Raw genomic sequence first — 15,148 nt, 5'->3', positions numbered from 1 at the left:
ACTGGTGTCAATTCTTTGCGGTCACCGTAAGTGCAATGGGGCCACTTTAAGTGGCCAATTCTGACCATTACGCACAACTCATTGTGACAGCAGTTCTACAGAGAGAGATTTTGCCGTTCTACCTCCGTTTTCGGTAGACCGTGGTAATAGTCACACTCGCCCTTCTTTCCGGTTGACAAGGGTCGCCCCGCACTGGGAATCTCTGCGCAAATACTTTGAGGTTTCTCGGGCGGAAATTGCTGCCAAGGTCGCCACCGACGACGCAACTGGCCACGCGGTCGCACGCACACGCTGTTTGACCAGCCGAACTGCCTACCAGGGGGGTAAGTGGTGAACGTTGACCTGTCCACCCCGACCGCAGTCACCACCGGCAGCCGCGTCGTCCCACCCGTGTCGCCGCCGGGGGGCGCGACCACCTTCACCTACGACGTGGCCGTGGTGGGTCTCGGCTACGTCGGCCTCCCCACGGCGCTGGCGTTCCACCACGCCGGCGACCGGGTGGTCGGGATCGACCTCGACCCACAGCGGCTGCACGCGATCGCCCGGGGCCAGGTGGACCTGCTCGGGGCCGACCAGGACCGGCTCGCCGTGGCTCTCGCCGACCCGGAGCTTCTGCTGACCGACCAGCCGTGGCGCCTGCGGGAGGCCGCCGCGGTCATCATCTGTGTTCCGACCCCGGTGGACGCGGCTCGCAACCCGGACCTGCGGGCGCTGCGCCGCGCGTGCGCCGCCCTGGTCCAGCTGGCCGTGCCCGGGCAGACCTTGGTCCTGACCTCGACCTCCTACGCCGGATGCACCCGCGACCTGCTCGTCGACCCGCTCCGCGTGCGTGGCCTGGTGGCGGGGCAGGACGTCTTCGTGGCGTTCAGCCCCGAGCGCATCGATCCCGGCAACGCCCGGTACCCGCAGGAACAGGTCACCCGGGTGGTCGGTGGAGCCAGCGCCGGCTGCACCGTGGCGGCCGCCGGGCTCGTCGCGCGGGCGGCCGGGTCGGTGCACGAGGTGGACTCGCTCGAGGTGGCAGAGATGGCCAAGCTCGTGGAGAACACTTTTCGGGCCGTGAACATCGCGCTCGCCAACGAGTTCGCCGACGTGTGCGCCACCGTGGGGGTGGACGTGAGCGACGTGATCGATGCCGCCGCGACCAAGCCCTACGGGTTCATGCCGTTCTACCCGGGGCCGGGGGTGGGGGGCGAGTGCATCCCGTGCGACCCGCACTACCTGCTCTGGCAGCTCCGCCGCCAGCAGGTGCACGCACCCCTGATCTCCGCCGCCATGACGGCGATCGCACGGCGGCCCAGCCAGGTCGTGGAACGGGTTGCGCAGACGCTGCGCGGGCTGGGCCACGCCGTGCGCGGTGCCCGCGTGCTCGTCGTCGGCGTCACCTACAAGCCCGACGTGGCCGACGTGCGGGAGTCCCCAGCGCTGGCCATCCTGGCCGAGCTGTCCGCGGCCGGCGCGGTGGTGAGCTTCTACGACCCGCTCATCACCAGCGTGGGCCTGGCTGACGGGTCCGTGCTCACCGGGGTCGCGGACCCCGCCGCTGTCACCGTCGACGTCGCCGTGCTGCACACCGCCCACAGCTCCCTCGACCTGGGCTGGCTCACCGCGGTCCCTGGCGTCGTGGACACCACCTACCGGCTCGACGGTGTTCCGCACCGCGACGTCCCGTGACGAGTCGTTGACTCTCCACGACGGGGTCCGCGGCAAGCACCGCCACGCCGGCCTGAGTCCCCCCCGCCGCCCGCGGTCGGCCGCCCGCCACCCTGACCCGAACCTCGTCGCCCCGGACGTGACGGCGGCGGTAGCGACGGCCCGGACGGGACAGGCGCTGACGACACGCGGCAGGGGCGCGCACCGTGCGCCGCGGAGCGTGGTGGCCGAGCGGCGCGCCCTCTACCTGGCGATCGCGGTGCTGGTGGCGATCGTGGTGGCCGTGAAGATCGTCTCCGTCGAGGTGCTGCGGGAGGAGCCCGTCCTGCTGGCCTACGGGCTGGTCACCTCCGGCTACATCCTCTCCCGGTACGCCCTCGCCTGGTGCTACGTGCCTCAGCCCCCCCAGCTCTCGCCCACCGGCCTGCCCTCGGTGGCGCTGATCGTGCCGGCCTACAACGAGCAGGACGAGATCGCGGCCACCGTGACCGCGTGCCTCGACGTCGACTACCCCGCCCACCTGCTGCGCGTGGTCGTGGTCGACGACTGCTCCACCGACGACACGCTGGCCCGCGTGCGCGAGCTGCAGCGCACCCGCGAGAGCCTGGTCGTCGTGCCGCAGCCGGAGAACCGCGGAAAGCGGCACGCCATGGCCACCGGGATCGACTTCGCCGGCGAGGCCGAGGTCTTGGTGTTCATCGACTCCGACTCCCGGCTCGAGCCCGAGTCGGTCGCCACGATGATGCGCTACTTCGCCGACGAGTCGGTCGGGGCGGTCACCGGTCACACCGACGTCCTCAACCGCAACACCAACGTGCTCACCCGCATGCAGGCGGTCCGCTACTTCGTGGCCTTCCGGGTGCACAAGTCTGCGGAGGCGCTGTTCGGCTCCGTCACCTGCTGCTCGGGGTGCTTCTCGGCCTACCGGCGCACCGCCGTCGACCCGGTGCTCGAGGAGTGGCGCAACCAGACGTTCCTCGGCGAGCCGGCCACGTTCGGGGACGACCGCAGCCTGACCAACCTGATGCTGCAGAAGTGGAAGGTGCTCTACGCGCCCGACGCCTACGCCCACACCAACGTGCCCGACGACATCAAGACGTTCCTGCGCCAGCAGCTGCGGTGGAAGAAGAGCTGGACGCGGGAGTCGCTGCGGGCGTGCCGGTTCATGTGGCGGAAGAACCCGATCATGTCGGTGTCGTTCCTCCTCGGCTTCGTGCTGCCGCTGCTGGGACCGCTGGTCGTGGCCCGCGTCGTGTGGCACCTGTTCGCCCTCGACCCGGTCGCCCCGGTGTGGTTCCTCGGTGGCGTGGTGGTGATGGCGCTGATGTACGGCCTCTACTTCCGCGTGCACCGCCCCGAGCGCATCTGGGCGTACAGCATCCTGTTCTCGCTGCTCTACGCGTCCGTCTTCGTCTGGCAGATGCCCTACGCGATCCTGACCATCCGCAACTCCAAGTGGGGCACGCGGTGACCGCTTCGGGCCGCTACCCGCTGCTGCGGCGCTTCCCCGGACCGCCCCGCCCGGTCGGCAACCCCGTGGTCCACGGCGCTCCGCGGCCCCGGCGGAGGGGCTCGCCCTGGGCCACCGCGGGGCTGACGTTCACCCTGGTCGTGGCTGTGGTCGCCGGGGGTGGCGCGTTCCTCTACGACCGGCTGACCGACACCATCGCCCACTCCCCGCTCACCGACGGCCTGTCCGCCCTGCCCGACCACCCGGAGGACGCGCAGGGCCGGACCCCGCTGAACATCCTGGTCATCGGCTCGGACAGCCGGTCCACCGCCGACGACTGCGCGCTGGGCGGAAGCTGCGCGGCGGGGGGTGACCGGGGCGGCGCCAACGCCGACGTGCAGCTGCTCGTCCACGTGACCCCCGACCGCACGAGCGCGACCGTCACCAGCATCCCCCGCGACACCATCGTCGACGTGCCCCGCTGCAAGGACCGCTACGGACGGGTCCGCGATGCCCGCACCGGCCGCATCGGCAACACCCTGCAGGCCGCCCCCAGCTGCACCGTCGCCGCGGCCAGCCAGCTCACGGGCATGCGGATCGACCACTTCGTGCTCGTCGACTTCCGGGGGGTGGTGTCGCTGTCCAACGCCCTGGGCGGCGTCGACGTGTGTGTGGACGGCGACGTCTACGACCCGTACTCCGGGCTCAAGCTCGCCGCGGGCAGGCACTCGCTCGTCGGAGTGCCCGCGCTGCAGTTCCTGCGCACCCGCCACGGCTTCGGCAACGGCAGCGACCTCGGCCGCCAGCAGGCCCAGCAGGCGTTCCTCGCCTCGATGGTCACCAAGCTCACCAGCGCCGGCACCCTCGCCAACCCCGGGAAGGTGCTCTCCCTGGTCAACGCCGCCACCAAGGCCGTGACCGTCGACGACGACCTCGCCTCGGTCCCCGCCCTGCTGGACCTCGCCAACATCCTGCGCCAGGTACCGCCAGCGCAGCTGACCTTCACCACCATGCCCACCGTGCCCAGCGCAGGCGGGGCGAACACGGTGGACCCGGCGCCCGAGGCTGCGGCGTACTTCGACCGGCTTCGCAACGGCACCCCGCAACCGCTCACCCCGCCGCAGGCGCCACCACCCGTGGTTCCCGCTCTTGCTGAGGTACCACCGGCCGTGCCGAGCCCGGCTCAGCCCGTGCTGCTCGCCCCCACCCCGGGGGCAGCGCCGGCACCATCCGCCGAGCCGGGTTGCATACCCGTCGCGCGGGGTCGCTCGACCCACCTCGGCACCCCTGCGCAGGCCTACGCCGCTAGTCCCGAGGTTCCCGACTCAGCGCCGCGGCGATGACCAGCACGCAGACGCAGAACGGGACCGCCACGTGCGTGACGGTCCCGTTCTGCGTTGTCTCAACCAACGTGCGCTCGAAGGGATTCGAACCCCTAACCTTCTGATCCGTAGTCAGATGCTCTATCCGTTGAGCTACGAGCGCGTGTTCATTCAGTTGTGCCGGTCTTGCGACCGACCCAGCGGAGGCTCCGGGATTCGAACCCGGGATGGGGTTGAAGCCCCAAACCGCATTAGCAGTGCGGCGCCATAGACCAGACTAGGCGAAGCCTCCCGAGGCGTAGAGCGAACCCTGCGGCCACCGGAAGAGAAGGTTACACAGGCGCATGGCCGCAGGGCAAAACGCCCCCCTGCTCCCCACCGGAAGCCCAGGTGAAGGGCTTGCCCGGGGCGGCAGCCGAGGCGCTCGCTCAGCGCAGGTGGCTGTCGAACCAGTCGAACACCCGCTGCAGCGCCTCGGAGTCGGCGTCGGCAGAGTCGAACCGGTGGCCCGCCCCGTCGTAGGTGACCAGGTTGGTGGCCACCAGCGAGGTGGCGGCCGCGTCTCGCAGCGCCTCCACCTGCTCGACGGTGATCCCCTCGTCCTGGCCGTACAGGCCGAGCCACGGGCAGGCCAGCGACGGCGCGAGGTCCAGCAGCGTGGGCAGCCCGCGGGACAGTGGCTGGTCGATCCCAGCGCCGGCCACGGTCACCGCAGCACCGATCTGCCGGCTGGAGGCCACCATCAGCGCCACCGAGCCGCCGAGGTCGAAGCCCATCACCCCGGTCCGGTCAGCGTCGATGCCACGGGCGGCGAGCCAGGAGAAGGTGGCATCGCAGTCCTCCAGCACCATCTCCGCGTCCAGCTCGTCGGCACTGTCACCCCCACCCTGGTGGCGGTGGTACAGGTGTGGCGCGACCGCCACCCAGCCCTCCCCCGCCAGAGCCTCCTGCAGGTGCTGCACGGCCTCGGCGGCCTCGTGGGCGCCCTGCAGCACCACGATGCCGCCCCGCGCCACGGTGTCGGGCTCCTGGACGGTCAGCGGCACGCGCTGGCCGCCCGGGCCCCTGGCAAAGTCCGGCGTCGCCCCGTCCAGCGCGGCGACCTCTACGTGTGATCCCGACATGCGGCCAGTGTCCCACCGCACACACTCCACGGCCATAGCACGCGTGGCCTCGGCCTGGCCAGGGTCGCGGCCGGTGGAGTGCCCGCCGGGCCCTACCCTGGGTGGGTGCCTGCATCCCACGTCCGCACCGACCTCGACGCCGTGCCCGCCTACGTGCCGGGGCGGGCGGAGGCCGGGGCGATCAAGCTGTCCAGCAACGAAGTTCCGGGCGGCCCGCTGCCCAGCGTGCTGGCCGCGATCACCGACGCCGCCCAGCACGCCAACCGCTACCCGGACATGACCTCCCACGCGCTGGTGCAGGCACTGGCCGCCCACCTGGACGTGCCGGCAGAGCGCCTGGCGGTGGGCTGTGGCTCCTCGAGCCTGTTCACCCAGCTGGTGCAGGCCACCTGCCACGACGGCGACGAGGTGGTCTTCCCCTGGCGCTCCTTCGAGGCGTACCCGATCATCGTGCGGGTGGTCGGCGCGGCACCGGTTCCCGTACCGCTGACCGAGGACTTCCGCCACGACCTCGACGGCATGCTCGCCGCCATCACCGACCGGACGCGGCTGGTGTTCCTGTGCAGCCCGAACAATCCCACCGGCACGGTCATCCACACCGCGGAGCTGCACCGCTTCCTGGACGCGGTGCCGCCGCACGTGCTGGTGGTGCTGGACGAGGCCTACCTCGACTTCGTGCGGGACGCCGACGTCGCCGACGGCGTGCAGGTGGCCACCGACCGGCCCAACGTGGTGGTGATGCGCACCTTCTCCAAGGCCTTCGGCCTGGCCGGGCTGCGGGTGGGCTACTGCTACGCCTCCCCCGAGGTCGCCGCGGGCGTGCGCAAGGTGGCAGTGCCCTTCGCGGTCAGCGCGATCGCCCAGGTGGCCGCCATCGCCTCGCTGGAGGCTGCCGACGAGCTGGCGCAGCGCTGCGAGCAGGTGGCCACCGAGCGGGTGCGAGTGCGAGCGGCGCTGCTGGCGGCCGGGTACTCCGTGCCCCCCACCGAGGCGAACTTCGTGTGGCTGCCCCTGGGCGAGGACTCCACCGCCTTCGCGGAGAAGTGCGCGGCCGACGGCGTGCTGGTGCGGGCCTTCGCCGGTGAGGGCGTGCGGGTGAGCATCGGCACCCCGGCGGAGAACGACGCGTTCCTGACGATCGCGTGCCGCTGAGGGCAGTCCCTCAGCGGCACGCGAGCACCGCTGCCCGGCTCAGCTGAGGGTGAGCCGCAGCGTGTTGTCGGGCACCGAGATGGACGACACCAACCCGTCCGCCAGCCCGCAGCCCGCGAAGGAGGGGATGGCGTAGGACCCGGTGAGCTCCGAACCCAGGCGGGCGTCACCGCTGGAGGTGAGCGTCACCGTGACCGGGGCCGTGGTCTCGCAGGTGCTGCCGATCAGCGGCTGCACGGAGAACCCGAAGAACGACAGGTCCTCCAGGTGCAGGCGGGCCTGGAAGCTCAGCGTGCTGCCGGTCTCGGAGTAGCTGGCCTGCACCGGGATCGCCGTGCCCTGGGCGTTGCTGGTGGGACGCAGCGACAGCGTGGTGCGGGCCGGAACCAGACCGAACAGCAGCGAGAAGTCCGCCGTCACCGGTGGCAGCTGCAGGCTGTCGCCGCTGGGGGAGGTGCTGAGCGTGCCTGTGCCCACCGGTGCCGTGGCCTGCAGCGCCGCCAGGGTGGTGCTGCCGGACACCGGGGTGCCGCTGGTGCCCAGCACCGTGCCGCGCTCGTCCAGCGCCTGCACCCGCACCACCGGGCCTGCCGACGCCGGGAGGGTGAGCGCGGTCTCGAACCCGGTGCGTGGCTGGCGGGCGCCGACCGGCTCCAGGCTGGTGGCGTCGGCACCGGCGAGCACCTGGTAGGAGCGCACCTCGGTGGCGCCGTTCCAGCTGACGTGCACGGTGCTGCGGTCGGCGCTCACCACTGCGCTGGGCCCGCCGGTCGGCGCGCCCTTCCACGGGGCGCTGTAGGCGCGGTAGCCGGCCTCGGTGAAGCCCATCTCCAGGGTCGGGGTGCCGTCAGCGTCGAGCAGGGTGGCCCGCGGGACGCCGCCCAGGCCCAGCAGCCGGCTGCCGTCGGGCAGGGTCTGCATGTTGGCGGCGAAGCCGGCAGCGGCTCCGGGTGAGGGCCGGTAGACGTCGGTGATCACCGACGTGCCCGGGGCACCGGCGACCGGGTCGGTGAGGGTGAACTGCAGGCCGCGCGTCTCCCCGTTGCCGCAGCGCTGCGGGATGCCGAGCGCGGAGGCGTTGTCCAGCACGGTGTAGGTGTTGGGCGCCACCTCCTGCACGTCGTGCTGCCAGCAGTACTCGTGCGCCTCGGACGCGGCCACACCCGGGCCGGCCGTCATCGGCCCGAAGCTGCTCCGCTTGCCGCCGTGGGTCCAGATGAGGTCACCGGTGCTGCGGCTGATCTTGTAGGAGGCCCAGGTGTGCCGGGCGGAGACCAGGAGGTTGCCGTCGGCGGTCTGCTGCACGGAGTTGCCGTGGATGTAGTCCCAGGGCAGGAACAGCGCGCGGGGGAAGTAGGAGTCGGCGATGTCGACGTGGTCCAGGGCGTGCCACTCGAAGAGCTTCTTGCCGGTGTCGACCTCCACCTCCTGCACCACGAAGTCGATGATGTCGCCCAGCGGCGTCCACACCGAGGCGTAGATGCCCACCAGCGCGGTGCCCTGCGGCGTGATCTCGACCTCGTGCAGGTCGGCCTGGTAGCCGTCCGCGGCGCGCACCGTGTGCACCCGCTTGTAGCTCTGGTCGACCAGCACGTACTCACCCTGGCCGCTGCCGGGCACCGCGGAGCTGTTTCCGCTGTAGTAGGCCAGCAGGTTCTCACCGCGGTAGGTGACCGGCTTGACGGTGCCGAAGATGTTGCCGCCGGCCTTGGCGTGCCAGACCAGCTCACCGGTGCGGTCGTAGATGCCCGGGCCCGGGGCCATCGAGGTGAAGATCTTGTCGCCACTGGCGTCGACGTCCGGGCCGGAGGCGCACGCGCCGGGCACGACGCCCAGGTCGGGCTGGGTGACGTACTGGCGCGGCGCGGCTTGGCAGGGCGTGGGAGCTGCGGCGGCCGCTGCGACGTCGGTGCCGGCGACGAGGGCGGCGGGGTCGATGGCCGCGCCGGGACGAGCCACGGTGAAGGTGTACTCCGAGCTGCCGGTGTCGGCGAAGGAGATGCCCGCTGCGCGGACGCTCACCTGCTCCCCCGGCACGAAGTCCTCCGCCGGGTTGAAGGTCACGCCCTCGGCGGCGCTCAGCCGGGTGAGCACGCCGGGGTGCTCACCGCTGACCGAGCCGGTGACGGTGACGCTGGCGACCCCGGCGGGGTCGACGCCCCGGACGGTGATGTCGGCGCCGGCAGCGGCGTGGGCGTCACCCGGCGCGGGAAACGCGGTGGCGGCCCGGGTCTCGCTGGGTGCGGCCGACGCCGCGGCCGGCACCAGGACGGGGAACAGGCTCGCCGCCAGCACCACCGCCGTCGTCGTCCCGACAGCCCGGCTGCGGGTGATCCCCCTGAGCTTGATCCTTCTGCGGCGCATACCTTTTCCCCCCAAGACCGTCCCCTGTGGACGTTCGTGTCATTGGAGGTCAAGGTAGACCAAAATCAACGCAGTGCGCTGACGATCTGACCGAGTGTCACTAAACCTTTACTGAGGTGAATGAGCTCTCGAGACCACCGGCTCACTCAGAACGCCAAGGTGGCCGCCCAGTAGCAGATCGCAGCCAGCAGCGCCGCTGCCGGGAAGGTGAGGATCCAGGCGGTGAGCATGTTGCCCGCCACGCCCCAGCGCACCGCGGAGAGCCGCTTGGTGGTGCCCACGCCCATGATCGCCGAGGACATCACGTGCGTCGTGGACACCGGCGCACCCATCCCCGCCGAGGCGACGTAGAGCACCGACGCCGCGGTCATCTCGGCCGCGAACCCGTGCGGCGGGTCGAGCTCGATCACCTTGCGGCCCAGGGTGCGCATGATCCGGGTGCCACCCACGGCGGTGCCGGCGGCGAGCACGGCGGCGGTGGCCAGGAAGCACCAGAGCGGGATGTCGTGGCCCTCCTGGCGGCCGGAGACCACCAGCGCCAGCACCACGATGCCCATCGTCTTCGCCGCGTCCTGCATGCCGTGGCCGAACGCCATCGCAGCCGCCGAGCACGTCTGGGCGTGGCGAAACCCGCGGCTGGTCCGCGAGGGCGAGGAGCTTCGGAAGATCCACATGATCGCGATCATCACCGCGTAGCCGACGACGAAGCCCACCAGCGGGGAGATCACCATGGGCACCAGCACCTTGGTGGTGACCCCGTGCCACAGCACCTCCATGCTGCCGGCCAGCGCCGCGCCCACCATGCCGCCGATCAGCGCGTGCGAGGACGACGACGGCAGGCCGAACCACCAGGTGGCCATGTTCCAGCCGATGGCACCCACCAGGGCGCACGCCACGATGACCAGGGCCCGGTCGCTGGCGTCGATGTTGATGATGCCGGCACCCACGGTGGAGGCCACCTTGGCCCCGAAGAACGAGCCGAGCAGGTTGCCGACCGCGGCCATGGCCAGCGCGGTGCGCATGGTCAGCGCCCGGGTGGACACCGAGGTGGCGATGGCGTTGGCGGAGTCGTGGAAGCCGTTGGTGAAGGTGAAGGCCATCGCGAGGGCGATGACCAGCAGCAGCATCAGCATGTGCGCCGGTCACGACTCCTTGAGGACGATCGACTCGACGATGTTGGCCACCGTCTCGAACGCGTCCGCGGCGTCCTCGAGCTCGTCCCCGACGTCCTTGAGCTTCATCACCGTCAGCGCGTCGTAGTCGCCGCCGAACAGGTCGGCGAGCAGGCTGCGGTAGGTGCTGTCCGCCCGGTTCTCCAGGTTGTTGATCTCGATCCAGAAGCCGTCCAGCCCGTCCAGCGAGCGCAGCCGGGGCAGCGCCTCGGCGGTGACCTGCCCGCACTTGTCCAGGATCTCCACCATCTGGCGCATGTGCGGGGTCAGCTCGGTGATGCCGTAGAGGGTCATCAGCTGGGTGGCCGCCTCCATGTGGTCCATCACGTCGTCCAGCGCCGAGCCGAGCGAGTAGATGTCGGAGCGGTCGAAGGGGGTGACGAAGCTGGAGTTCAGGGTGCGGAAGAGCTCGTGGGTGATGTCGTCGCAGGCGTGCTCGAGCTCGGCCATCTTCTCGGACACCGTCACGAAGTCCGGGCTGGGCTGCAGCAGCTCGCTGAGCGTCTTGCCGCCGGAGGCGAGGTTGTGCCCGCACGAGCTGAACAGGTCGTAGAACAGGTTGTTCTTGGGTTTGAACCGGGAGAACACGGTGACAGTCTCCAATAGCGGACTTGGGGAGATAAGCGGCCAAGGCACCCGCAAGGGTGCCGTACCGCCCTGCGTCGGTCGGCACCGGACACCCCTTTGTGGCGCCCGTCGCAGGGCCTCTCACTGCGGGCGCAGCGCGGCGAGCGAGGCGGTTCGTGCCTGGATCCAGGTTCGCATCGTCTCGACGCTCGCCTGCAGGGTCTCCCTGGTCAGCCCGCTGCTGGTGGGGACGCTGGCGGCGACCTGGTCGAGGGTCCGCAGCGCAGTCCCGTCCCCGTAGAACCGCTCGAACAACGTCCAGTACGCGGCCTGGTAGGTGCCCTGGAACGCCTCGGAGTCGAGAAAGCGGGCCTTGAGGGTGTTGCCGCCGATGCTGCGGCCGGCCCCGGGCTGGTTCGCGGCGTCCGGTGGTGCTCCCGGCCGCCCGGCCACGCCGGGCTGCTCACCGAGACCGGGACGGGGCCGGTCCGCACCAGCCGGCTGCGGCGCACCGCCGCGCTGTGGTCCTCCCTGTGCCCCGCCCCCCATGCTGATCGTGTCGTTCGGCCCGGCGGTGGTGGCGCCGGTCATGGCGAGGTTGAGGTCCCAGGAGACGACCGAGAGCTTCTTGGTCGTCAGGTCGTACCAGAGGTAGTAGTTCTGCCCGGCGCCTGCCATGTCGTCGGCGTTGACCAGCAGGTTCTGGGTGGCGAGGTAGCGGGCGAGGGACTCCACGTCCACCCAGTCGGCGAGGTGCTGGTCGAGCTCGTCGTCGGTGGCGGAGTCCAGCCACTTCACAAAGCTGATGATCGGCTGGACGTCCCCGGTGCCCTCGGCGTTGACCAGGGGGAACTGACCGGTGTAGTCCGCCTGGTCGTCCCCGACGTAGGCGAGCCTCGACGAGGCGTCGGCCTTGTAGAGGTAGCCGTCGCCGTCGAGCAGCGAGCTGGCGTACTGCTCGTCCGGGTGTTCCAGCAGCAGCCGGGTGGTGGTGGCGCCATCGTTGATGGAGTAGACCGAGTACGCGTACCGCTGGGTGGGCTGGTCGGTGGCCGCGGTGAGGGACAGGGCCATCGCCTCGTTGAGGACGGGTGCGCCCGGGCGCACCGACAGCTCAGTCAGGCCCTGGTAGGCCCGACCCTCCACGTACTTGTCGAAGCTGATCAGCAGGGGCAGCGACGTCGGATCATCGCTGGAGATCGCGGACGCACCGGGCAGCCCCATGCCGCCACCAGGCTGCCCACCCCCCGGGCCCTGCGGCAGCTGCATGCCCGCCGGTGGCTGCATGCCTTCAGGTGGCTGCATGCCTTCAGGTGGCTGCATGCCTTCAGGTGGCTGCATGCCGGGAGGTCCTTGGCCATCCGCACCAGCACCTGGACCGCGCCCGCCGAGCCCCATCAGGGTGGAGTTCCCCTTCAGCCGCACGCCCACGTCGCTGACCAGGGTGCCGTCGATCGTGATGGCGGCCTTCGCCCAGTCCTTGTCCCCGTCCTTCTGGTAGGCCTCGATCATCTCTCGGTACTCGGTGTCGCTGATCTGCACCGCCACCTCGTGGCTGGCCGATGAGTCGAACAGGTCCACCGTCCCGGCGATGTTCTCGGTGATCGACGACGCGATCACCGAGGGATCGCCGGTGATGTACGGACGTACCCGGGCACCCCCGAAGACCGTGGTCATCACCACCACGAAGGCTACGAAGACGGCCAGGACCCTCCAGTGCCGGCGAAGCGGAGTGGGGAGCCGGTGACGCCACCGGGCCCTCGGTGGCGCCTCGTTCACCTCCGCACCCTCGACCATCAGATGTCCGTCTGGTCGTAGCCGGTCAGCACCGTGACGCGCTGCCCTGAGTTGACCTCGGTGAGCGCGGAGACCAGCTCACTGGGCTTGACTCCCTTCTTCAGCTGCGCCGTGAAGTACAGCTCGGTGAGCGCCCCGGACCGCACCGAGTCCGTGGAGACCAGCTCGTGCTCGGTGCAGTGCTCGATCAGGATGTCCTCGACGAGCGCGGCGTAGGCCCCCTCGGGCGGCACCTGCACCTTGACCACCTGTCGCTGCACGTCCAGCTTGAACCAGCTGAACTTGTTCATCAGCACCATCACCAGGCAGATCGCCACGGTCGCGCAGATGGCCAGCAGGTAGAACCGCGTGCCGGTCGTCATGCCGATGGCCATCACCAGGAAGATGAAGCCGACGTCCCTGGTCTCCTTCACCGCGTTGCGGAAGCGGACCACGGACAGCGCACCGACGAGGGCGAACGCCCTGGCGATGTTGGAACCGACCACCAGCATCACCAGCGAGACAACCATGCCGATCATGACCAGCGTCTGCACGTAGGACTGGCTGTAGGAGACGTTCTTGTGCGTGTAGCGGTAGACCCAGCCGATGATCGCCGAGAGCACGAACGACAGCGCCAACGACACGACGATGTCGAACGCCGTGAACGTGCCGCTGAGGTCCTGGATGTCGAAGTTCATGCCGTTCCTGTCGTTGCGGTGAGTGAGTGGGGGCCGAGGTTGACGGCGTCGGACGGGAGCACCAGCTCGGGGGCGCCCGCGAGGGAGCGCGGCGCCAAGCCGAACGCCTGCACGCTCTGGCAGTACTTGGAGACCCGGACCACGGACATGTCCAGCCGGGCGGTGAGGTCGGTCACCCAGTACGGGATGCGCTCGTTGGCCTTGATCTCCAGGATCGCCAGCTTTGGCGGGATGATGAACCGGTTCTCCGCCTCCGAGGCGAAGTGGAAGTCCCGGTCGCGGCCGTGCACCTTGTGGTCGAGCGTGACCCGCAGGCCCAGCTCGGCCCCGGTGCCCACGAATGCCTCGCGCAGGTAGCCGGTGGTGACCACCGGGCGCAGGTCCAGGTTGCCGACCAGCGTGGTGACCTCGTTGACGAACGGCTGCTCGCGGCGACCGCAGCTCAGCTCCTCGCGACCGTGCAGCCAGCGCTGCGCCGTGGCGTAGGGCACAGCCATGCGCCGCTTCTGGGTGACGCGGTTGACCCGCTGCTTGATCTCCACCTGCACGCTGGTGTCGTCCGTGCAGTCTGCCGGGTCGCCGTAGAGACGCAGCCGCAGCTTGCGGCGGAACTTCAGGCCCTCGATCTTCTCCCAGTAGAAGCGCAGGTCCGCGGTGTCGTAGTACAGCGAGGTGACGGGGTATCCGCCCACCGGGGAGTGCTGATCGCTGTCCATCCGCTGCGCCAGCTCGGCGCGCAGTCGCGGCACCGTGAGCTCGTCCACGAGGTACTTGATCTCGTAGCGGTTGAAGGCGTGCAGCCTGCTCGCCGTCGCCTGGTAGCCGCTGGCAGCAGCGCCAACATCGGCTGCCACCTGGTCGACCACCTCCGCCTGCTTGCGATATCGGCCGAGTAATCGCACTTGAGTCTCTCTTTCCGGTTCGCGTTGCGTCCGGACCAGTAGAGGGGGCGAGGCTGGGCACCAGGTGGGACCAACCTGGGGGCGGGCTGTGAACGCGCTGCACGCCGGCCCACGCCGGCTTAGGTCAGCCTCGCCTTGGCCGCTCTAGGGTGGGCGCATGCGCAGAGTCGGATGGTCAGTCGTTGCCGTGGTGGTGGTCGCGCTCGTCGGCTACTTCGTCGCGCCCTGGGTGTACGGCACCTTCATCGCCACCGACGACGCGCCGGCCGCCGCGGTCAGCGCCGAGGGCGCCCAGGCCGCCAGCACCGCCCTGGACGGCCAGTGGACCGTGGTGGCCGGGGACGAGCGCAACCGGACCGCGGCCGGCTACACCGTGCACGAGATCTTGCGCGGCGCCTCGGTCAACGTCGTGGGCACCACCACGTCGGTCACCGGCCAGGCGAGCATCACCGACGACACGCTAACCACCGCCCAGTTCACCATCCAGGTGGCCGACGTCAGCACCGACAGCGCGCAGCGGGACAGCCGCTTCACCGGCCGCGACATCATGGACGTGGCGAGCCACCCGACGGCGACGCTCACGGTGCGCGCGCCCGTCGACCTCAGCGGCGTGCCCGCCGACGGGGCGGCCGCGACGGTGTCCGTGCCGGTGCAGGTCACCATCAAGGGCACCACCCGGGACGCCACGGTGCCGGTGCAGGTGCTGCGCAGCGGGGACACCCTCGTCGCCTCCGGCAGCGTGCCCGCGACGTGGACCGACTTCGGGGTGCAGCCGCCCAACCTGGGCTTCGTCAGCGTGGACCCCACGGGGACCATCGACTTCCTGGTCAGCCTGGCCAAGCGCTGAGCGGAGGAGTGGCGGAAGCGGAGGGATTTGAACCCCCGGACCCTCTCAGGTCTCTCGCTTTCAAGGCGAGTGCATTCGGCCGCTCTGCCACGCTTCCGCCGCAGAGCATATAGGCCACCCC

At 70.4% G+C, this 15,148-nt stretch carries 12 protein-coding genes and 3 tRNA genes; 5 read left to right on the top strand and 10 right to left on the bottom strand.

The genetic code is table 11. The features are described from left to right. The first annotated feature begins 327 nt into the window (after nt 1-327). From ELX43_RS00810 to ELX43_RS00800, 3 genes are all read left to right on the top strand, one after another. Nucleotides 328-1,674: a nucleotide sugar dehydrogenase gene (locus tag ELX43_RS00810; RefSeq protein ID WP_241249506.1), complete on the top strand. Its 1,347-nt coding sequence runs from the start codon at nt 328-330 to the stop codon at nt 1,672-1,674. Between the two features lie 202 nt (nt 1,675-1,876). Further along, nucleotides 1,877-3,124, top strand: a complete 1,248-nt coding sequence (locus ELX43_RS00805) for a glycosyltransferase family 2 protein (RefSeq protein ID WP_241249495.1) — start codon at nt 1,877-1,879, stop codon at nt 3,122-3,124. Continuing rightward, nucleotides 3,121-4,446, top strand: coding sequence for an LCP family protein (locus tag ELX43_RS00800; protein WP_164860541.1), 1,326 nt, complete (start codon nt 3,121-3,123; stop codon nt 4,444-4,446). Before ELX43_RS00805 ends, ELX43_RS00800 begins: the two co-directional genes overlap by 4 nt. Before the next feature lie 69 nt (nt 4,447-4,515). On the opposite strand, the gene ELX43_RS00795 is transcribed toward ELX43_RS00800, so the two are convergent. The 3 genes from ELX43_RS00795 to ELX43_RS00785 form a co-directional block, all read right to left on the bottom strand. Then, nucleotides 4,516-4,588, bottom strand: a tRNA-Arg gene (locus tag ELX43_RS00795). A gap of 38 nt (nt 4,589-4,626) precedes the next feature. Continuing rightward, nucleotides 4,627-4,717: transfer RNA gene (locus ELX43_RS00790), tRNA-Ser, on the bottom strand. A gap of 136 nt (nt 4,718-4,853) precedes the next feature. Further along, nucleotides 4,854-5,549: a dienelactone hydrolase family protein gene (locus ELX43_RS00785; RefSeq protein WP_127781710.1), complete on the bottom strand. Its 696-nt coding sequence runs from the start codon at nt 5,547-5,549 to the stop codon at nt 4,854-4,856. A gap of 105 nt (nt 5,550-5,654) precedes the next feature. On the opposite strand from ELX43_RS00785, the gene hisC reads away from it, so the two are divergent. After that, a complete protein-coding gene (gene hisC, locus ELX43_RS00780; protein WP_127781709.1) occupies nt 5,655-6,701 on the top strand; it encodes a histidinol-phosphate transaminase in 1,047 nt (348 codons plus the stop codon). A 39-nt stretch (nt 6,702-6,740) separates the two neighbouring features. Here hisC and ELX43_RS00775 read toward each other — a convergent pair whose 3' ends face one another. The 6 genes from ELX43_RS00775 to ELX43_RS00750 all read right to left on the bottom strand — a co-directional run bounded on the left by ELX43_RS00775 (nt 6,741) and on the right by ELX43_RS00750 (nt 14,132). Further along, a complete protein-coding gene (locus ELX43_RS00775; RefSeq protein ID WP_127781708.1) occupies nt 6,741-9,065 on the bottom strand; it encodes an arylsulfotransferase family protein in 2,325 nt (774 codons plus the stop codon). A 146-nt stretch (nt 9,066-9,211) separates the two neighbouring features. After that, nucleotides 9,212-10,198 (bottom strand): inorganic phosphate transporter, encoded by a 987-nt coding sequence (locus ELX43_RS00770; RefSeq protein ID WP_127781707.1) that lies wholly within the window; start codon nt 10,196-10,198, stop codon nt 9,212-9,214. A gap of 9 nt (nt 10,199-10,207) precedes the next feature. Next, nucleotides 10,208-10,825, bottom strand: a complete 618-nt coding sequence (locus ELX43_RS00765; protein WP_127781706.1) for a DUF47 family protein — start codon at nt 10,823-10,825, stop codon at nt 10,208-10,210. Between the two features lie 120 nt (nt 10,826-10,945). Beyond that, complete coding sequence (locus ELX43_RS00760; protein WP_127781705.1) at nt 10,946-12,601, bottom strand: CotH kinase family protein; 1,656 nt, start codon at nt 12,599-12,601, stop codon at nt 10,946-10,948. After that, nucleotides 12,601-13,278 carry a DUF4956 domain-containing protein gene (locus ELX43_RS00755; protein ID WP_127781704.1) on the bottom strand — a complete coding sequence of 226 codons (678 nt, stop codon included), beginning with the start codon at nt 13,276-13,278 and terminating at the stop codon, nt 12,601-12,603. Before ELX43_RS00755 ends, ELX43_RS00760 begins: the two co-directional genes overlap by 1 nt. Then, the gene (locus tag ELX43_RS00750) at nt 13,275-14,132 is read right to left on the bottom strand and encodes a polyphosphate polymerase domain-containing protein (protein WP_241249493.1); all 858 of its coding nucleotides are present in this window, start codon (nt 14,130-14,132) and stop codon (nt 13,275-13,277) included. The genes ELX43_RS00755 and ELX43_RS00750 overlap by 4 nt, the downstream gene beginning before the upstream one ends. Nucleotides 14,133-14,337: 205 nt before the next feature. Here ELX43_RS00750 and ELX43_RS00745 point away from each other — a divergent pair, with 205 nt between their 5' ends. Beyond that, nucleotides 14,338-15,027 (top strand): YceI family protein, encoded by a 690-nt coding sequence (locus ELX43_RS00745; protein WP_127781702.1) that lies wholly within the window; start codon nt 14,338-14,340, stop codon nt 15,025-15,027. Between the two features lie 9 nt (nt 15,028-15,036). On the opposite strand, the gene ELX43_RS00740 is transcribed toward ELX43_RS00745, so the two are convergent. After that, nucleotides 15,037-15,124, bottom strand: a tRNA-Ser gene (locus tag ELX43_RS00740). Nucleotides 15,125-15,148: the final 24 nt, after the last annotated feature.

The organism is Rhodococcus sp. X156 (assembly GCF_004006015.1).
Taxonomy (GTDB): Bacteria; Actinomycetota; Actinomycetes; order Mycobacteriales; family Mycobacteriaceae; genus X156.
This window is presented reverse-complemented; position numbering and strand designations above follow the sequence as displayed.